The following is a 19189-nucleotide window of genomic DNA, read 5'->3' as shown; positions in this document are numbered from 1 at the left end:
GACATGGATCACACGCGTTTCCTTGCCAGCGTCCCGCCCGAGGATCGGCTGCGCCTGACCCGCCGGTCGGACGCGCGGGGGCTTGCGCATCTGGCCGGGCACCTGGCGCTCATCGCCCTGCCCGCCGCGGGCATCGTGGCGGGAGTGCCCGGCTGGCCGATCCTGATGCTGCCGCTCGGCATCGCGCTCGTCTTCCTCTTCACGCTGCAACACGAGACGACCCATCTGACGCCCTTCCGCACGCGGGCCTTGAGCCTCTGGGTCGGGCGTCTCTGCGGGCTGATCCTCGCCCTGCCCCACGGCTGGTTCACGCTCTTCCACATGGCCCACCACCGTCACACGCAGGACCCGGCCCGCGACCCGGAACTCGCGACGCCGAAACCGACGACCCGCGCGGGCTACGCCTGGCACCTGACCGGCCTGCCCACCTGGCGCGCCCAGCTGTCGACGCTCTGGCGCAACGCCTTCGGGGCCATCGACGCGCCCTACATCCCCGCCCGCCGCCACGCCGACCTGCGGCGCGAGGCCCGCCTGATGCTGGCGATCTACACGGGCCTCGCCCTCGCGAGCCTCGCCGCGGGCACGGCCGCGCTCCTCTGGCTCTGGATCATGCCCCTTCTCCTCGGGCAGCCGGTCCTGCGCCTCTACCTGCTGGCCGAGCACGGTCGCTGCCCCACGGTCGCCGACATGTTCCTCAACACCCGCACCACGCTCACGAGCCGCGCCGTCCGCTTCCTCGCGTGGAACATGCCCTTCCACGCCGAGCACCACGCCTGGCCCGCCGTGCCCTTCCACCAGTTGCCCGCGCTCCACGCCCGCGCCCGGTCCCACCTGGCCCGCGTCTCGCCGGGCTATGCCGCCTTCCACCGCGCCTATCGCGCCGGCCTCACCGACGGAGCCCCCGATGCACATTGACCCCTTCGGCGTCGAGATGTGGATGAACGCCCACGAAAACCACTGCGCCTACAACCTTGCCGAGACCTGCGTGACGAGCCTGACGCTCGATGAGCTGACGGCCCTCTCCGGCCGGAACGACCCGCTGGCGGGCCTCGGCCCCACCCGCCTGACCTACGGCGCGATCGAGGGGTCCGACCGGCTGCGCGACGCCATCGCCGGGCTCTACGCCGACCGGACGCGCGCCGACGTGCTCGTCACCCACGGCACCGCCGGGGCCAACGCGCTCGTCTGGGCCGCGATGGCGAGCGCCGGCGATCCCGTCGTCTCCCTCGTGCCCACCTATCAGCAGCACATCTCCATCCCCGAGAGCCTCGGGGCCGACGTCACGCAGGTGCGCCTGCGCCCCGAGGACGGCTGGCTGCCCGACTGGGACGTGCTCGATGGGGCGGTGACGGCGGAGACGCGGCTGATCGCGCTCACCAACCCCAACAACCCGACCGGCACCTGGATCGAGGCGGCGGGGCTGCGCCGGCTGGCCGAGATCGCCCGGCGCGGGAACCACGGCGCGGGGGCCTGGGTCCTCGTCGACGAGGTCTATCGCGGCTCGCAACAGGCGGGCGACGGGATGGGTGCCTCGATCGTGGACGTCTATGGTCGCGGCATCTCCACGGCCAGCATGTCCAAGGTCTTCTCCCTCGCCGGGCTGCGCCTCGGCTGGGTCTGCGCGCCCGCGGAGGTGCTGGAGGCCGTCTCCCACCACCGCGACTACAACACGATCTCGGTCGGACTGATCGACGACCACCTCGCCACCCTCGCCCTCGAGGCGAAGGATCGCATCCTCGCCCGCTCGCGCGAGATGACGCGCGGCAACCTCGCCCTCGTCTCCGACTGGGTGACGGCGGAGCCGGGCATCGACTGGGTCAAGCCCGTCGCGGGCACGACCGCGCTTCTGTCCTACGACCTCGACATCGGGTCGGAACAGCTCTGCCTCGACCTCCTGGAGGAGGAGGGCGTCCTCTTCACCCCGGGCGCCGTCATGGGCGTGGAGGGCACGCTCCGCATCGGCTTCGCCAACGCCCCCGAGGCCCTCCGCGCCGGCCTCCCCCGCGTCTCCGCCTTCCTGCGCCGCCGCCGCGCCTGAGCCGGGCACCCCGCGCCACCAACCGCAGCCGTCATCCTCGGGCGCGACCCGAGGATCTTCGGCCGCCGGGCGCGAAGCGGTCGGAGATGGTCGGCGCAGGCCCGACCATGACGATACGGAGGGAAAAGTGGCGCACCCATCAGGATTCGAACCTGAGACCTCTGCCTTCGGAGGGGTGAGGAATAGCTTTACTCTGCATCACCTCGCTTTACCTCACCCTGACAGAAAACTTGATTTTCATATTAAAATCAGGTTTCTAATATGTGATCAAGCGAGAATCCGTTCGCAGGCAAATTACTTCGAATTCCCTCAAATGCGCTACCTATGTGCTACCTACAGCCATGACAGACCAACGCCTAACCAAAACCATCGTTGAACGCGCCCAGCCACGCGATAAGGACTACCTTATCTGGTGCGGCAAGCTGCGCGGGTTTGGGTGCCGGGTCTGGCCGAGCGGCAAGAAGACTTTCATTGCGCAATATCGCGTGGGTGGTCGAAGCGGACGCGAGCGCAAGAAGACAGTTGGCACCTATGGGGTCCTGACCGTGGAGCAGGCTCGAAAGGAAGCGGAAAAATACCTAGCCCTTGCGAAAACCGGGCATGATCTAGCCGGCGAAGAACGCCAAGCACGATCAGAAATGACTGTTGCCGCGCTCTGTGCGGAATACTTACAGCATGGCGTCGCAATCAAGAAGGAATCGACAGTCAAAACGGACGTGGGACGGATCAACAGCCATATCCTACCGCTTCTGGGACGGAAAAAGCTAAGCGCAGTGACACGGGCCGAGGTTGAGCGGTTCATGCATGACGTTGCGAAGGGAAAAACCGCCAAGGACGAGAAGACCGCAAAAGGCCGATCCATCGTGAAGGGCGGCAAAGGCACAGCAACACGAACTGTCAGACTGCTGGGGGGCATCTTTACCTACGCTATCAACCAAGGCTATCTGCAATCCAACCCCTGCACCGGGGTCAAGAAGTTCCCTGATAATCCCAAAGACCGCTTCCTGTCGCAGGACGAAATCAACCGTCTCGGCGAAACCCTTTCTCTGGCCGAAACGGTCGGCCTCCCTTGGCATTTGAACGAGGACGGAAAGCTAAAGCACCGCCCAAAGTCCGACGACAACCTGCGCGAAATTGTCCCTCCTCATGTCACAGGGGCCATTCGCCTCTTGCTCCTGACCGGGTGCAGATTGCGCGAAATCTTGCATCTACGCTGGAAAGACGTTGATTTTGAAAGAAACCTGTTGAACCTGCCTGATAGCAAAACGGGCCGAAAGGTGGTCTACCTTTCCGAAGGCGCTGCGCGGGTTCTACACGATTTACCAAAGGTCGGCACCTACGTCATTCTCGGCAAGAACCCGGACAAGCCCAGATCAGACCTCAAGAGACCTTGGACACGGATCGCGCGACACGCTGGACTTGATGACGTCAGGTTGCACGATCTACGCCACACATTCGCATCCGTGAACGTCGCCCGAGGCATGAGCCTTCCCAAAATTGGCGCGTTGCTCGGACACAAATCCACATCCACAACCGCAAGATACGCCCACCTAACCGAAGACCCACTGCGCCGGGCCTTGAATGAAGGCAGCGAAAGCCTCATTTCGGCAATGATCCCAAACGGCAGAGAGGACCCTGAGTAGGCGTCAGTTGGATTCTCCACCGGGTCGCTGAAAGAAATCCGCCCAAATCTGTATATATACCCACCTAGAGGGTCACTCTGGGTGAAACCACAGCATTTGGAGACTTCCCATGGAACAAACGCCCCTGAACCCGGATCAAGCGATTCTGTATCTGAAAGCCCGCTACAATAAACCTTTGCGCCGCTCCTACATGGCGAAGCTACGATCCGTTGGCGGCGGTGCACCCTTCTACAAGATCGGCTCATCAGTTTTCTACGACCAGATCGACCTCGACAACTGGGTGCGCGAAAACAGGACCCCCAAAGCCAGCACCGCCACGCAAGCCACCGCAATCCAGCATGGAAGTATTTGCCCTCATCCAGATCAAAAGCCAATAGCCCTTGGCTATGATGATGGTTGGGTGGAGTTGGATTGAGGAGTGTTTCCAATGACTTGCAAGAAATGCTTTATTGACACCATCTGTGGGTCTGGTTTGTATTGGAAGGTGAAGGCTGTAGGGCCTCACCATGACAGCAAGCCAATGAAAGGACCCATGTCATGGAAAACAATCAAGACAACTTCATCCTCATCCCGGCCAAAAGTGGTGGCGGTGCGCTCGTGCGGCGCAGTCAGGTCGCAGGAGGCCGCGCCAACGGTGCCGATGGCGCAATCCTCTATCTGGCCTCCGGCCCATCGGTCTACACGACGGCAACCATTCCCCAGCTTGCGGAATACCTGGGGGCACGAAAGGCTGAGATCGCCTGATCCGGCCATGACTTGCGGGGTCTCGCCATGAAACCCCGCAAGAACCCAACCGACTCTCAGATGGTTCGGCGGCAGCAGCGGGAACCCATTGACCCGAAAGACCCCAGAGCAAGGAACGATCCCTACTGGGCGCTCCGCTTGCAAGGATATTCGGACCAGTGCGCCAAACGCGCCCTCCGAGACATACCACCTCGCTACTACAAGGAAGAACTGCGCGTCTCCGAGGAATACATCGCGGATGTGGACCCGGAGGACCTGCTTTTCATTCCTCACGTTGATACAGACCGCCAAGTGCTCGCTGTCATGGTACGCCCTGACCTGACAGAGGAAACCGTGGCAACTGCCCCACCCCGCGCGGTGGAATACACGATCTGGTCGGAAACACCGCATGGGTTCGGCCTGCGCATCCGCCCAAGCGGTGCCCGATCTTACATCGTGATGTTCAGGATCAAGGGGAACAAGCGCCAATACAAACTAACCCTTGGCAAAGCGGGTGGTTTTCCTTTGGAACTGGCAAGGAAACTCGCACGGGAGGCGCGGATTGAGGCATCCGTAGGGAACGATCCGCGACCGATGCACAAACGCGGCCAACTCTTGCGACAGGTGCATCAATCAGAGCGCGTCTTGGACGGGTTCCCCCATGTTACCCCAGAGAAACAGGGAAACGCCTTGCCGTCCGAGACCATCCCCAAGGAGACCAGCAGACCTCACGTTATGCCAATAGGCTGCAAACACGAAAGAAACACGCTGCAAGACACCTATGCAGTAGAGATCGACCCTGACACGGAGATTTAACGCCAGAGGCGAAACGGATCAGCAACACCCGGCAAGAATCAGGAAACAGGAAGGCAACACCAAAACCCACCACTGAATCGCCATTGCCGATTCCTGTGTTTGAGTCTGTGCGGCGGTATTGAAGATCGTCGGGCAATGGAACGCCCGACAGCAATCACGCGCGTTCGCCAGCCGGGGCCGAGATCGCGTGACCAAGGACGACGGCGGGGCGCCCGGCACCCAAAACAAACTCAGCATGTTCTGCCCGTTTATGATGTGCAGATAGAAGATCGCAGCAGTCATTATCTTTGGAAGGATGAAGACGTTGCCCAAGGACAAAATGATAGGATCAAGGAATCAGACCCTTATCGGTTGGGAGATACCGATATTTGTCCGGGGATGGTAAGAACTCTATCCCCGGACAATCCACCAAGATCTACACAACCTCATGCCACTGTCCGTTCGCGGAAAATTCAACTGCGACACCAAAGTCACCATACCTTTCGGGGGCTTCCGTATGAATGGGCAGAACGGTTTTCGGCTTGAGAGCTTGGACGACCCGCGCGAGATCATCCCTACTGGCATGTCCAGAGGTGTGTAGAATATCAAAAGCCACACCGTTCTGGCCGCACCAATCACGCAAATTCGGGGAACCACGCTCCAAGTATCCGGGCCACATCGAATAGATCAGCCTGCCACCCTCTAATTTGCCATCACCCTCGAAATCGCCAGCCATCGAGGCGCGGAATGTCATCACCCATTTGGACTTGTCGGAGAAAAGTTCCTCCGGGTAGATGCGCGACCTACGGAAGGGCGCAACCACATCAAAAAGCTGGTTCCGCACAATCTGTCCTTTCATGCGGCTTGGCAGGAAAATACGCATCGCCCCCGAAGTTGGATCGGGGAGCGTGGCGCGTCCTATCGAGCGCAGCAGATGGGCGATGTAGCAGTCGGCAATGAAGATCCGGCCCGATTTCAGTGTAGCCTTGTAGAAGGTGACCAGTCTGTCAATGTTCTGCCCGGAGAAACCAGCCAAAACGATGCCCTCGGTCTCCCGGATTTTTGCGGCTATCTGCTCAACCAAATGAGCCTCGGTCAAAGCTGGCCCGCGATCATCCCTACTCAGGGTCGTGCCTTCCAACAGCAGGGCGTCGATGTCCCTTGGCGGATCGGACAACAACCGCTTGAAAGCCCAGCTTTTCCAACCATGACCACGAAGGTCACCAGAATAAAACAGGCGCTTACCAGAAGCTTCGATCAACAGTGAATAGGAGTCAAAAGCGGAATGATCCGCCAAATACGGCGTGATCCGAAATGGCCCGATTTCAAAAGACCCCCGATCTCGATAGTGATGGACATTGTCAAAGGTCACCCCATACGGGGTGAACGCGCTAGCCGCCCGCAACAGCTTGTCCGCCTCTTGTCCTATGTATTTCGGAACCAAGGGCGATGCGAATTGAACAAGCCCATAGTGGTCCAAATGCGGATGCGAGATCACAATTCCTAGAAAGTTCGGGTTTAAACCATCGGTCAGCCCTTCAACAGCAGGCAACGCAGCTTCGCCAAACACTTCGCCCATGAGAGGTTCCCCAAGGTCGAGCAGGATTGACGCGCCGTCTGCATGGACTTCAACACAGTTCCCACCGATCTCATTTCCGCCCCGGTGAATCCTGATCTTCATTGAAAAATCACACCTATTGGCTGTAGCGAGGTGACCGCGCTCAGCAACTGAGAACGTGCGACGGCCATTCCGCCGTCCCGCATGGCGTTGACTTGGCAGCCGCGCTGAAAAGGTAACTCAAAGCCCTGTGGGAATGACATGAAAGCAAGGCCCATCGGAGGAAAATCCGAGTGCTGGCCCGACAGATCGCGCAAACCACTGTTCACAACCCCTGCAAATCCAGTGAGATTGCAATTCGCATAGTATTGCGCAGGAGCCAATACCACGAGCCTCAGTTCTGAGGCATCAATAAAGGGGCGTCCCAAGTATCCGAAACTCGCGGCGTTCTGCCTGCTCAGAAGCAGCGCCAGTCCATACCGAAGCACCTCAAACAGGGCGAAAAGCGGCGTATCGCTGGCCCACTTCAATTCAATCAGTTCTGCGGTGTCGCTGTTTAGTCGGGCAAGATCCAAAGCCGCGCGTTTATCAGAGCGATCATCCACCAGCCCGGAAGCCACGGGAATTTGATTGTACCATCCGGGCAAGTCACCAAGTTCTGCCAAAGTTACAATCGCCCGTTCCAAAACGACCTCCGGGCTTTTGTTCTGATCGGCAATCTCGGTCCTACGCTCATGCCGCCAGTTTTCGCGGGACGGAATACGGCCATGCCAATTTCCGACGACCTGCTCGAAAAGCATCGTGACGATTTCAGGCGAAAAACTTTCGGGGAGCGGAGAACTGCAAAGGCTGCGACAGGTTGAAATCTGTTTGAGTGACTGCCCCGGGCGCAATCCAAGGGCGTCATGGATGATCTGATCTGTCCCATCAAAAATCGAAACGGCGGCTGAAATATCCTTTGCAAGCAAGGGAGGTTCTCCCAAAGACCGTTCCCTGCGGTACGCCCCCGCAAGGTGGTCTCGATCCTGATCCTGGTGATCGGGGAGTTAGAACAACCGCACTAAGCCGGTCCCTGTGGCCTTTAGACCGGGGTCCTGTACATACGCCACAGGCTCCCCGACCGCAGGGGTCAAGGAGAGTGGCGCTGAAAACGGTCAGCACCTACCGCTTAGTGCAGGGGTGTTCTACGCCCCAGAACCGCGCGTGACAGTTCCGTCCCAAGCTTTAGCCCGAAATATGGGCAGACAGCAAAGGCTTTTGACGCAAGGCCAAAGGAGAGTCTGGAGCGTTCAGCGAGGTAGGGAAAGAAAGACGGCATCCGATGACGTCCGATGACTCAGAACGGAACGGTTGGCCCGAACCGCGATTTGCTCTTGCTCACCAAGGAAAACCCGCTTGTTTCCCTCGAAGCCGCCTCCGCCGCGCATGTGAGGGGCGCGAAAGCGGCTCCGAGGAAAACAAGCTATCTTATAGGTATACCTATCTCTAACTATCTTAGGGGAAGAAGGGGCCGGAATCGGCGCAAAGTGACTTTGCTTTACCCTCACGGTGCTACCTATTTGCTACCTGCAAATAGACCATAAAGCCTTACAGACACATAAGTATTTGAAAAGTTTGGCGCACCCACCAGGATTCGAACCTGGGACCTCTGCCTTCGGAGGGCAGCGCTCTATCCAGCTGAGCTATGGGTGCCTACGCGGCGGGGATAGCGGCGAACCCGCAGGGCCGCAAGTCACTTCGTCACCTGCGCGAGAACGGAGCGCGCGGCGCGCAGGCCCGGGGCCTCGCCCCCGCGGCCCAGCCGCTCCATCGTCTGCCCGAGGGCCGCCGCCTGCCGCTCCCGCTCGGAGGGCACGGTTAGGAGCCGGGCAAAGGCGCGGCCGACCGGCTCCGCCCGGCAGGCGGGGCCGAGGAACTCGGGCACGACCTTCTCGCCCGCGACGAGGTTCACGAGCGTCACCGTGTCGATCTTCATCATCCGGCTGATGATCTGCCAGCTGAGCCAGCTCATGTCGTAGGCGATGACCATGGGCGTCCCCGCCGCGGCCAGTTCGAGGCTCACCGTGCCAGAGGCGGCCAGCGCCGCCGTCGCCGCCCCGAAGGCCGCGCGCTTCTCCGCCGGGTCGGTCACGACGAGGGGTCGCCCGGGCCAGGTCGCCGTCATCTCGCGCAGCGTCCCTTCGAGGTGCGGTACCGTGGGCACGACGACGCGCGTATCGTCCGGCAGACGCTCCAGCGCCTCCCCGAAGATCGGCCCGAGGCGGGAGACCTCGCCGCGCCGGCTGCCCGGCAGGACGAGCGCGATGCGTTCCCCGTGCGCCGCGTGGAAGGCCGCGAGCTCGGCGTCCGTGGCCTGCGGCTCGGCCACCACCGGATGCCCCACGAAGTCGCAGCTCATGCCCGCGGCCTCCATATAGGGCGGCTCGAACGGCAGGAGGGCCAGCACGTGGTCGACGCTCCGCGCCATCTTCGCCGCCCGCCCCTCGCGCCAGGCCCAGACCGAGGGCGCGACGTAGTGGACGACGGGCAGGTCAGGCCGCGCCGCCCGGGCCCGCCGGGCCACGCGCAGGCAGAAATCGGGGCTGTCGATCGTCACGAGCGCGTCGGGCTTGAGCGCCGCGATCGCCTCGACCGCCTCGTCGCGCCGGCGCAGGAGGTCGGGCAGGCGCGGCAGCACCTCGGTCAGGCCCATGACCGACAATACCTCCATCGGAAACAGGCTCTCGAGGCCCTCGGCTGTCATCTCCGGCCCGCCGATCCCGTGGATCGTCACACCCGGTTCCAGCATCCGGAGGCCGCGCATCAGCGCCGCGCCGAGGCGGTCGCCCGAGGGCTCGCCCGCGATGAGGAAGAGCGTCGTCACTCCGGCAGCGCGGCGACGAAGAGGCCGGCCGCGCGGGCACGCTCGGCCAGGGTCTCGCCCTCCAGCACCAGCACCGCGTCCTGCACGACGGCGATGCCGGACAGCCCCGCCGCCGCCGCCGCCGTCACCGTCTCCGGCCCGATGGTCGCCATATCGACTCGGCGGTCCTGCGCGGGCTTGCCTGCCTTGAAGAAGACCCCGCCCTCGGGGCGCGGAAAGGGCGCGGCGAGGCTCCGCAGCATCCAGTCGGTGCCCGGCAGCGCCTCCAGGGCGAGGACCTGCCCGCCGGCCACGACGCAGCCCTGCCCCACGTCGAGCGCGGCCAACCCCGCGTGCACCTCCCGCGCGCGGGCGATGTCGGTGCGGTCGCGGTCGGAGGGAGTTCCGACCTCCGGGATGCGCAACAGGTCGGGGGCCAGGTCCTGCGCCGCGACGACCTCGATCCCCGCCTCCTCGAAGAGCGACAGCACGACGCGCAGCGCCCCATCGTCGCCCGCCTGCAGCGCCTGCATCATCCGGGGCACGAGCGGCAGGGTGGCCGCGTCGATTGCCGCTGGGTCGAGTTTCGGGCGCGCGATCGCGCCGGCAAGGCACACGCGCGTCACCCCCTCTGCGGTAAGCCCGGCGATGAAACTGCCGAGGTGCTCGACGCGGAACGGCGCGGAGGCCAGCCCCTCGGGCGCGAAGCCCACGAGATGATAGCAGGCCGGGTCACCCCCGAGCGCCGCCGCCAGGGTGCGGGGCAGCGCCCCCTGCCCCGCGATCAGCGCGAGCGTCACTTGGGCACGAGGAAGCTGCGGCCCGAGGTGCCGGTGATGAATTCCACCATCCGCTGCACGTAGTCGCTCTCGCTTTCCTCGCCGAGGCGGCGCGCGCGTTCGATGAACGTGCCCTCCCCCTGCTTGAGCGTCAGAAGCGCGACGCGGAGTGCCTGGATGTCGGAGCGCGCGACGCCCTTGCGCTTGAGGCCCACGAGGTTCAGCCCGTCGAGCTCCGCCCGCGGTCCGGTCACGAGGCCGTAGGGCACCACGTCGTGCGTCACCATCGAGAGCGCGCCGATGATCGCCCCGCGCCCGACGCGGACGCGCTGCAGGATACCCGAGAGGCCGCCGATGATGACGTCGTCTTCGATATGACAATGGCCCGCGACGGCCGATTGGTTCACGACGACGACGCGGTCCCCGATGTGGCAGTCATGGGCGATGTGACAGCCCGCCATGAAGAGGCCGTCGTCCCCGACGACCGTCTCGCCCCCGCCCTGCTCGGTGCCGGTGTTCATCGTCACATGCTCGCGGATGCGGTTGCGCGCGCCGATCGTCAGCGTGGTCCGTTCGCCGCCGAATTTCAGGTCCTGCGGAATCTCCCCGATCGAGGCGAAGGGGAAGATCATCGTGCCCTCGCCCACGGAGGTCACCCCGGTCACGACGACATGGCTGCGCACGTCGACGCCGGGCCCCAGCCTCACCTCGGGGCCGATCAGGCTGAACGCGCCGACCGAGGCCCCGGCCCCGATGACGGCCCCCGCCTCGACCACGGCCGAAGGGTGGATCACGGCGCTCGGGTCGATGCTCATGCGGTGTCCTTCGGCAGGTCCATCATCGCGGTGAAATCGGCCTCTGCCGCCGTCTCGCCCTCGACCGTCGCCTTGCCGTGGAACTTCCAGACCTTCGCGCCCGGCTTGCCGCGCGTCACCGTGACCTCCATTTCGAGTACGTCGCCCGGCACGACCTTGCGACGGAACTTGCAGCCGTCGATCGCCATGAAATAGACGAGGAATTCCTTGTCGGCCAAATCGTTCGACACCCCCACCATGACGGCGGCCGTCTGCGCCATGGCCTCGACGATGGTGACGCCCGGCATGATCGGCGTGCCGGGGAAGTGCCCCTGGAAGTGGGGTTCGTTCATGGTGACGTTCTTGATGCCGACGGCCGAGATGTTGACCACGATGTCGCGCACCTTGTCCACCAGAAGGAAGGGGTATCGGTGCGGAATGATCCGCTGGATCAGGTGAATGTCGGCTTCGGTGGTCATGGCGTCCCCTTTGATCGTGATCCCGGCTTAACGCGCACACGGGCGGCGGGGCAAGCGGGCTCAGTCGCCGCCCGGCGTACCGTCGCCGGGCGCGGGATCTTCGGTCGAGGAGGCGTCCAGATCGCCGCCGTCGCCCAGCACCGCGTCGATGCGGCGGGTGGCGAGGACCGTGATGTCGATCCGGTCCGCCGAGGCGATGACCGACCGGCGGTCGAGGATGACGAGCGCGCCCGTCTCCTGTGCGAGCTGCGCCAGGACGGGGTTCGCCTGTTCCAGGAAAATCTGCTGCGCGCGCTCGGTCTGCTGCGCGATGGCGCGTGCCTTGGCGTCCTGACGTTCGCGGATGTCGGTGACGCGACGGTCGAAATCGGAAGCCAGACTGCGGAAGGCCGCCATGTCCATCGTATCGCGCTGTTCGGTCAGCGCCTGTTCCTCGGCCTCGAGCTCCTCCTCGATGCGGCGGTTCTCGGCGGCGAGCGCGGCCGAGGCCGCCTCAATGTCACGGGAGATGCGCTGACCGAAGAGACTGCTCGAAAAGAGCGCGTCGCGGTCGAGGACGACCACGGCCGATTGCGGCACGCCGATCGCCGGGCCGAGCTGCTCCTGCGCAATCGCGGGCGCGAAGGCGAGCGCGGCCCCGAGGATCAGGGCGGGGCCACGCATCAGAAACGGGTCTGGATCGTCAGGTCGAAGTTCTGCTCTTGGTCGAAGCTGCGCTTGTTGATCGCCCGGGTGAAGTTGAAGCGCAGCGGCCCGATGGCCGTATCCCAGAGGAAGCCGACGCCGACGGCCGAGTTCAGGAAGAAGTCGTCGTCCACCGCGATCGGGCCGGTCGACGAGGTATCGTCCAGCCCCCAGACGGAGCCCATGTCGAGGAAGGTCGCGGCCGTGATGCCGTATTCCTCGGGTACGAACCCGAGCGGGAACTGCGCCTCGAAGCGGGCGGCGACGAAATAGTTGCCGCCCAGAGCAGCGTCCGAGAAGTTGAGGTCGCGCGGGCCGATGCCCCCGCTTTCGAAGCCCCGGATGATCGAGGGGCTGTTGAAGAAGCGGTTCGACTGTCGCGAGTTGTCGTCGCCGAGCGAGTTCAGGATCCCGCCCTCGAAGGTCGCGTTGAGCGTCACCTCGTCGTTGCGGATCGTCCGCTGCGCGGCGGCGAGGAAGGTCGTCTTCACGAACTCCTCGTCCCCGCCGAGACCGGCGAACTGCTGACCGAAGCGCAGGCGGATGCCACGCGTCGGATCGAGCCCGGTGCCGATCGTGTTGTAGCTGTAGGTATACCCCACGAAGGAGGTGAGCGACTTGCCCTCGTCTTCCAGCAGGATCGGCGACAGCGGCGTGTCGGAGCGTGCCTCCAGCCGGTCCTGCGTCAGGCCGTAGAAGAGCGAGAGCCGGCGGAAATCGCCCGCAGGAAACTCGAGGCCCGTGCGGAACCCGATGCTCTCGGTGTTGAAGGTCAGCGTGTCCGAGGAGTTCTCGTTGTAGAAGACGGAGAACGACAGGGCGAGATCGCGGTTGAGGAAGTAGGGCTCGACGAAGGTGAGGTTCGTGGAGCCGTTGTCGGTGCCCGTATCGACCGCGAAGTTGAAGATCTGGCCCCGGCCGAGGAAGTTCGATTCCGAGAAGCTGAGCGAGAAGCCGACGCCGCGTTCGACCGAATAGTTCACCCCGAAGCCGAGCGCGCCGGTCGGCTGTTCCTCGACGTCGACATCGACGATCACCTGATCCTCGGCCGTCCCCTCGCGGGCCGTGACCTCGGCCTGGCTGAAGTAGCCGAGGGCGCGGATCCGTTCGGCCGCGGCGCGGATGGCGCGCGGATTGAAGGGGTCGCCCTCCACCGTGTCGAATTCGCGCCGGATCACCCTGTCGAGCGTCGTCGCGTTGCCCTCGATGTCGATCCGCTCGACGAACACGCGCTCGCCCTTCTCGATCACGAAATCGACGTCCAGCGTCTGCGTCCGGTCGTTGCGCGTGATCTGCGGGGTGACGCGGATGAAGGTGAGGCCCTGCTGCGTCGCCAGAAGCTCCAGTCGCTGGATCTGCCGCTCGAGGCTCTGCGGATTGAAGATGTCGCCGGGGCGGACCCGGATCTCGGACTGGTACTCGGCGGTGTCGATCTCGGGCAGTGCCGAGACGGCCGTGACCTCGCCGAAGCGGAACTGCTGCCCTTCCTGGATGCGGAAGGTCAGGAAATAGGCGTCGCGGTTCGGCGAAAGCTCCGGCGTGGCCGACAGCACCTGCACGTCGGCATAGCCGCGCGAGAGATAGAAGTCGCGCAGAAGCTGGGTGTCGAGCGCGATGCGGTCGGCGACGAAGGTGTCGGAGCCGACGAGCGCGCGGAAGAGACCCGCCTGCTTCGTCTCGAGCACGCGACGCAGGCGCCGGTCGGAGAAGACGCGGTTGCCGACGAAGCTCAACCGTTCCACTTCCGAGACGCGGCCCTCGGCGATCTCGAAGACGAGGTCGACGCGGTTGTCGCTGCGGCGGATGATCTTGGGCTGCACCGTCGCCGAGAGCCGGCCGGCGGAGGCATAGGCGTCGGCGATGGCGGCGGCGTCGCGCTCGGCCTGGCGGGGCGAATAGACGCGGCGCACCTGGCTGCCCACGACCGTCAGAAGGGCCTCGTCGTCGAGCCGGGCGTTCCCTTCGAGAGAGATGCGGTTGATCGTCGGGTACTCGTTGACGATGACGAGAAGCTTCGAGCCCTGCGGCACGATCTCGACCGTCTCGAAAAGGCCAGAGGCCTGGAGGCGCTGGAACCCGTCGTTGAGCTGGCCCGCGCTGATCGGGGCACCGGGCGTCACGCCGAGCTGGGTCAGGATCGAGGCGGTCTCGATCCGGGTGTTTCCCTGCACTTCGAAGGTGTTGAAGCGGAAGGTCTGTGCCTGCACCGGGGCGGCGAACCCGAGAACGACCGTGCTCGTCCCCGCCAGAAGTCCGAGGCGCATCGCGAAAAGGCCACTTGCGACCAGCCGTCCCAGCCCCCGAGCCGGTCCTGCACCGTGGTGATCCGTCATGTCATCCGCCCCGCTTCGACAGTCTTTTGCTGTCGATACCGAACGCCATGAAGCATGTCAAAGCGGCAAGTCCCCTAAATCTGGGGGCTGTCGCAGAAATCTCGAAGGGCGGTCGCCCGCGGCGACCGATCGCTCAGAGCGACTGGATCCAGCCGGCCAGAAGCACCGCGCCGCCGATCGACAGGGCGGCCAGGACGCGGTCGATGTTCAGGCCGACAAAGACCGACAGACCGCGGTATCCATTCTGTACGTGACGCATCGGAAAGACCTCGAAATTGCTCGTTGCCTTCCTGCCCCCGGAATGTGCCCCAAATGGGGCGAAGCCGGGGCGATTCTGTTGCGGCGGCGCGCGTCCGCGTCAGACGCAGGTCACATCGTTGAAGACCACGAAGAGCATCAGCGCCGCCATCAGCGCGAGACCCATCGTCATGAAGACCCGCACAGCGCCGTCCGACGGCGGCTTGCCGCGCACGGCCTCGTAGGCGTGGAAGACGAGGTGCCCGCCGTCGAGCACCGGGATCGGAAAGAGGTTCAGGAGCCCCACCCCGGCCGAGAGGAGCGCGATGAAGCTGACGAAGCTCGACAGGCCATGGCTCGCCGCCACCGCGCTCGTCTGCGCGATGCCGATCGGCCCCGACATGTTGCAGGTGCTGATCTGCCCCGTCGCGATGTAGCCCAGCGTCGAGATCGAGCGCGACAGGATCGTCCAGACCCGCTCCGCGCCGAAGGTGATCGCCTCGACCGGGCCGGCGCGTTCGGTCGCCGCCTCGAAGGCGAGGCTCGAGGTGATGCCTATCAGCGCCCGCGTCTCGAAGCCGCCGTCGGGCAGCGGCACGTCGCGGATGCGCGGCTGCAACGCGAACTCGAGCCGCTCGCCCGCCCCGCCGTCCGCCCGCCAGACCTCGAGCGCGACCGTCCCCTCGCCCACGGCCGCGACGGCCGCCTGCAGGTCGGCGAAGGAATGGAGCGGCGCGCCGTCGGCCGTCAGGATCACATCGCCCGGGCGCATCCCGATGTCCCAGGCGGCCGAGCGCGGCTGCACCGTCGCGGCGCGGGCCGGCACGGGCGCGATCGCCTCGACCTGGGTGACCGCGCCGTCGCGCTCGACGGTATAGCTCAGAAGCGGCTCCGACGGCAGATCCTCCAGCATCGCCCCGATCGCCGCGATGCTCTCGACCTCGGTGCCCTCGATCGCCAGGATCACATCGCCCGGCTCCAGCGTCTGCATCTCCGCCGGCAACGGAACGGCCGTACCGACCGTCGGCGTCTCGGCCGCACGGCCGAGGATGAGCGCCATGCCCGCGAAGAGGAAGAACGACAGGATGAAGTTGAAGACCGGCCCCGCCGCCACCGTCGCCGAGCGCCGCCAGAGCGCGGCCCCGGTCATCGTCTCGGCGCGTTCGGAGGCGCTCATCTCCGAAACCGTGCCGTCGTCGCCGACCGAGGCCGCGTTGGCGTCGCCCCGAAACTTGACGTAGCCGCCCAGGGGAAGTGCCGCGACCTGCCAGCGGGTGCCGTGCCGGTCGACCTTGGACGCGAGCACCGGGCCGAAGCCGATCGAGAAGACGTCCGCCTTGATCCCGCACCAGCGGCCGACGATGTAGTGGCCGTATTCGTGGATCGCCACGATGATCGACAGCGCCACCACGAAGGCCAGGATCATCCAGGCGAAGCCGCCGAACATATTTGCGAGGTCTGCCATCTGCGATCCTTCTTCGGGGGCTCAGGTCAGGTCCGGCGCGAGCGCATGCGCCGTCCGCCGGGCCAGGGCGTCGGTTTGCAGCACCATATCGAGGGTCAAGGTGTCAGCATCAAGGCATCCCTGCCCCTCGAGCCGATCAAGAACGCGTTTCACGAGCACCGCCATGTCGGTGAAGCGGATGCGACGGTCGATGAAGAGGTCGAGCGCCGCCTCCTTGGCCGCATTGAAGACCGCGCCCGAGAGGCCGCCCCGGTCCATCACCACCTGCGCCAGATCGAGCGCGGGAAACCGTTCGAGGTCCGGTGCCCGGAAATCGAGCCGCGCCACCTCGGCCAGGTCGAGCCGCGCCACCGGCAGCGGCGCGCGCGCGGGCCAGTTGAGCGCGTAGCCGATCGCATGGCGCATGTCGGGCGCGCCCAGATGCGCCATGAGCGCCCCGTCGTTGAATTGCACGAGCGCGTGGATCAGGCTTTGGGGATGGATGATCGCCTCGATCTTGTCGGGGGCGAAGCCGAAGAACTCCTTCGTCTCGATCAACTCCATCGCCTTGTTGAACATCGAGGCGGAATCGATCGTGATCCGCTGCCCCATGTTCCAGTTGGGATGGGTGCCCGCCTGCTCGGGCGTCGCGTCGCGCAGCGCGTCGAGCGGAACGTCCCGCAGGCCGCCCCCCGACGCGGTGATGACGACCTTCTCGACGCTCGCCGGGTCCTCGCCCGCAAGCGCCTGGAAGACGGCCGAATGCTCGCTGTCGACCGGCAGGATGCGGGCCCCGTGGCGCGCGGCCACGGCCATGAGGAGCGGGCCCGCACAGACGAGGCTCTCCTTGTTGGCGAGGGCGAGCGTGGAGCCGTGGCGCAGCGCCCGCAGGCCGGGCACGAGGCCCGCCGCGCCCACGATGGCGCTCATCACCCAGTCGGCGGGCCGATCCGCCGCCTCGGCGAGGGCCGCCTCCCCCGCCGCCGCCTCCACGCCGCTGCCGGCGAGGGCCGCGCGCAGATCGTCGAGCCGGTCGTCGTGGGCCGTCACCGCCACCTCCGCCCCGAAGCGTATCGCATCACGCGCGAGCTGCGCCACGTTGCCGCCGCCCGTCAGCGCGACGACGTCGACCGCGCCGGGCTCCACGAGGTCGAGCGTGTTCTGTCCGACCGACCCGGTGGCGCCGAAGACCGAAATCCGCCGCATCAGACCCCCGGGATCGGCGGAAACTCGGACAGGCTCTCGATCACCAGAAGCATCAGCGCCGCGCCCAGCATCGCGTCGAACCGGTCGAAGAGCCCGCCGTGCCCCGGCAGGAGGTTCGAGCTGTCCTTCACGCCGCATTTCCGCTTCACCGCCGATTCCGCGATGTCGCCCATCTGCGCCATCATGGCGAGGGCGATCGAGATGCCGATCGTTTCCCAGCCCGCGTCCTGCCAGACGACCCAGATCCAGCCGATCAGACCGGCTCCGAGCCAGCCCGCGATCGTGCCGGACCAGGTCTTCTTGGGCGAGATCCGGGGCCAGAACTTCGGCCCGCCGAGCGTCCGCCCGGCGAAATAGCCCGCCACATCAGAGGCGACGACGACGAGGATGAGCCAGAGCATCCAGACGAGGCCGAATTGCGTCAGGTGCTGCGTCAGGCTGAGCCCGGCGAGCACGATCGCCGCTGAGAAACCCACGATCATGCGCCGGCGCTTGCGGATCACCGCGACCGCCGCCATCGGCACCATCAGCAGGAGCGGCAGGCCGAAGCCCACCGGCAGAAGGTTCGCCAGCACGATCGCCGCCGCCCCCACGCCGCCGAGGAAGTTCGCCCGCTTCGCCCCGGCCTGCGCCATGGTCACGAGCTCCCAGATCATCACGCCGGTGATGACCGCGATCAGCGCGACGAACCAGACGCCGCCGAGCCAGATCGCGACGCCGCCCACGACGAAGAGAACGGCGGCGGTGGCCAGGCGCGGCGCGAGATCCTGGAAACGGCCCGCGACTTGCGGCTCGATGGGCGGCTCGATGGCGAAATCGAAGAGAGGCGGTTCCTCCTCCTCCCCGGTTCCGGCCTCGGGCCGTTCGTTCACGCCTTGACCCCGCCGAACCGGCGCTCGCGCCCGCCGAAGCGACCGAGGATCTCCTCCAGCGTCTCGCGGGTGAAGTCGGGCCAGAGCGTGTCGACGAACTCGTATTCCGCATAGGCCGACTGCCAGAGCAGGAAGTTGGAGATCCGCGCCTCGCCCGACGTGCGGATGACGAGGTCGGGGTCCGGCAGGACATGGGTGTCGAGATAGCGCGGCAGCGTCTCGTCGGTGATCGCCTCGGGGTCGAGCCGGCCCTCGGCCACGTCCCACGCCAGCCGCTTGGTCGCGCGTGCCACCTCGTCGCGGCCACCGTAGTTGATCGCGATCGTCAGGTTGCAGCGGGTGTTGTGCGCCGTCAGCGCCTCGATCATGTCCATCAGCCCGCGCAGCTTCTTGTCGAGCCGCACGCGGTCGCCGATGAAGCGCACGCGCGTTCCCTGCTCGAGAAGCGTCTGCGCCTCGGTCTGGATGTAGCGACGGAAGAGCGACATCAGGCCCGAGACCTCGGCCTGCGTGCGCTTCCAGTTCTCCGTCGAGAAGGCGAAGACCGTGCAGTATTCGACCCCGAGGTCGGGGCAGGCCTCCACGATCTCGCGCACCCGCCGCGCGCCGGCGCGGTGCCCCAGAAGGCGCGGCCGTCCGCGCATCTGCGCCCAGCGGCCGTTGCCGTCCATGATGAAGGCGACGTGGCGCGGCCCCGTCCCGTCCTTCGGTTTCAGTTCTGCTGCCATGGCTGCTCTCCTCACGTCCGGCGGACCTGTGCCG

Annotated in this window: 20 protein-coding genes and 1 tRNA gene; 6 read left to right on the top strand and 15 right to left on the bottom strand. The window is 65.2% G+C overall.

Going from position 1 to position 19189, the window contains the following annotated elements:
* Nucleotides 1–3: 3 nt before the first annotated feature.
* The 6 genes from HSX43_RS09915 to HSX43_RS09890 all read left to right on the top strand — a co-directional run bounded on the left by HSX43_RS09915 (nt 4) and on the right by HSX43_RS09890 (nt 5220).
* The gene (locus tag HSX43_RS09915) at nt 4–915 is read left to right on the top strand and encodes a fatty acid desaturase (protein ID WP_179379958.1); all 912 of its coding nucleotides are present in this window, start codon (nt 4–6) and stop codon (nt 913–915) included.
* Nucleotides 905–2038 (top strand): aminotransferase class I/II-fold pyridoxal phosphate-dependent enzyme, encoded by a 1134-nt coding sequence (locus tag HSX43_RS09910; RefSeq protein ID WP_179379957.1) that lies wholly within the window; start codon nt 905–907, stop codon nt 2036–2038. Before HSX43_RS09915 ends, HSX43_RS09910 begins: the two co-directional genes overlap by 11 nt.
* 341 nt (nt 2039–2379) lie before the next feature.
* Entirely contained in the window at nt 2380–3681 is a 1302-nt protein-coding gene (locus HSX43_RS09905) for a tyrosine-type recombinase/integrase (RefSeq protein WP_179379956.1), read from the top strand.
* A 109-nt stretch (nt 3682–3790) separates the two neighbouring features.
* Nucleotides 3791–4096: a hypothetical protein gene (locus HSX43_RS09900; protein WP_179379955.1), complete on the top strand. Its 306-nt coding sequence runs from the start codon at nt 3791–3793 to the stop codon at nt 4094–4096.
* A 122-nt stretch (nt 4097–4218) separates the two neighbouring features.
* Nucleotides 4219–4425, top strand: a complete 207-nt coding sequence (locus HSX43_RS09895) for a hypothetical protein (protein ID WP_179379954.1) — start codon at nt 4219–4221, stop codon at nt 4423–4425.
* A 27-nt stretch (nt 4426–4452) separates the two neighbouring features.
* Nucleotides 4453–5220 (top strand): Arm DNA-binding domain-containing protein, encoded by a 768-nt coding sequence (locus tag HSX43_RS09890; protein WP_179379953.1) that lies wholly within the window; start codon nt 4453–4455, stop codon nt 5218–5220.
* A gap of 18 nt (nt 5221–5238) precedes the next feature.
* Here HSX43_RS09890 and HSX43_RS09885 read toward each other — a convergent pair whose 3' ends face one another.
* From HSX43_RS09885 to uppS, 15 genes are all read right to left on the bottom strand, one after another.
* A complete protein-coding gene (locus HSX43_RS09885) occupies nt 5239–5502 on the bottom strand; it encodes a hypothetical protein (protein WP_179379952.1) in 264 nt (87 codons plus the stop codon).
* 133 nt (nt 5503–5635) lie between these two features.
* Nucleotides 5636–6880 (bottom strand): MBL fold metallo-hydrolase, encoded by a 1245-nt coding sequence (locus HSX43_RS09880; RefSeq protein WP_179379951.1) that lies wholly within the window; start codon nt 6878–6880, stop codon nt 5636–5638.
* The gene (locus HSX43_RS09875; protein ID WP_179379950.1) at nt 6877–7725 is read right to left on the bottom strand and encodes a hypothetical protein; all 849 of its coding nucleotides are present in this window, start codon (nt 7723–7725) and stop codon (nt 6877–6879) included. Before HSX43_RS09875 ends, HSX43_RS09880 begins: the two co-directional genes overlap by 4 nt.
* Nucleotides 7726–8372: 647 nt before the next feature.
* A tRNA-Arg gene (locus HSX43_RS09870) sits at nt 8373–8449 on the bottom strand.
* A gap of 40 nt (nt 8450–8489) precedes the next feature.
* Nucleotides 8490–9620, bottom strand: coding sequence for a lipid-A-disaccharide synthase (lpxB, locus tag HSX43_RS09865; RefSeq protein ID WP_179379949.1), 1131 nt, complete (start codon nt 9618–9620; stop codon nt 8490–8492).
* Nucleotides 9617–10399, bottom strand: a complete 783-nt coding sequence (locus HSX43_RS09860) for an LpxI family protein (RefSeq protein ID WP_179379948.1) — start codon at nt 10397–10399, stop codon at nt 9617–9619. The genes lpxB and HSX43_RS09860 overlap by 4 nt, the downstream gene beginning before the upstream one ends.
* Complete coding sequence (lpxA, locus tag HSX43_RS09855) at nt 10396–11193, bottom strand: acyl-ACP--UDP-N-acetylglucosamine O-acyltransferase (RefSeq protein ID WP_179379947.1); 798 nt, start codon at nt 11191–11193, stop codon at nt 10396–10398. Before lpxA ends, HSX43_RS09860 begins: the two co-directional genes overlap by 4 nt.
* Nucleotides 11190–11651 (bottom strand): 3-hydroxyacyl-ACP dehydratase FabZ, encoded by a 462-nt coding sequence (gene fabZ, locus HSX43_RS09850; protein ID WP_179379946.1) that lies wholly within the window; start codon nt 11649–11651, stop codon nt 11190–11192. Before fabZ ends, lpxA begins: the two co-directional genes overlap by 4 nt.
* A gap of 60 nt (nt 11652–11711) precedes the next feature.
* The gene (locus HSX43_RS09845) at nt 11712–12314 is read right to left on the bottom strand and encodes an OmpH family outer membrane protein (RefSeq protein ID WP_179379945.1); all 603 of its coding nucleotides are present in this window, start codon (nt 12312–12314) and stop codon (nt 11712–11714) included.
* On the bottom strand, nt 12314–14668 hold the full coding sequence (bamA, locus tag HSX43_RS09840) for an outer membrane protein assembly factor BamA (protein WP_235962603.1): 2355 nt from the start codon (nt 14666–14668) through the stop codon (nt 12314–12316). The genes HSX43_RS09845 and bamA overlap by 1 nt, the downstream gene beginning before the upstream one ends.
* Before the next feature lie 133 nt (nt 14669–14801).
* On the bottom strand, nt 14802–14927 hold the full coding sequence (locus HSX43_RS19810) for a hypothetical protein (RefSeq protein ID WP_268884053.1): 126 nt from the start codon (nt 14925–14927) through the stop codon (nt 14802–14804).
* Nucleotides 14928–15026: 99 nt separating this feature from the next.
* Nucleotides 15027–16370 carry an RIP metalloprotease RseP gene (gene rseP / locus HSX43_RS09835; RefSeq protein WP_235962602.1) on the bottom strand — a complete coding sequence of 448 codons (1344 nt, stop codon included), beginning with the start codon at nt 16368–16370 and terminating at the stop codon, nt 15027–15029.
* Between the two features lie 21 nt (nt 16371–16391).
* Entirely contained in the window at nt 16392–17555 is a 1164-nt protein-coding gene (dxr, locus tag HSX43_RS09830) for a 1-deoxy-D-xylulose-5-phosphate reductoisomerase (protein WP_179379944.1), read from the bottom strand.
* Nucleotides 17555–18427, bottom strand: coding sequence for a phosphatidate cytidylyltransferase (locus HSX43_RS09825; RefSeq protein WP_328795256.1), 873 nt, complete (start codon nt 18425–18427; stop codon nt 17555–17557). Before HSX43_RS09825 ends, dxr begins: the two co-directional genes overlap by 1 nt.
* Entirely contained in the window at nt 18424–19155 is a 732-nt protein-coding gene (gene uppS, locus HSX43_RS09820; RefSeq protein WP_179379943.1) for a polyprenyl diphosphate synthase, read from the bottom strand. The genes HSX43_RS09825 and uppS overlap by 4 nt, the downstream gene beginning before the upstream one ends.
* Nucleotides 19156–19189 lie beyond the last annotated feature (34 nt).

The sequence above is a fragment of the Jannaschia marina genome (assembly GCF_013404595.1).
In the GTDB taxonomy this organism is placed as follows: domain Bacteria; phylum Pseudomonadota; class Alphaproteobacteria; order Rhodobacterales; family Rhodobacteraceae; genus Jannaschia; species Jannaschia marina.
This window is presented reverse-complemented; position numbering and strand designations above follow the sequence as displayed.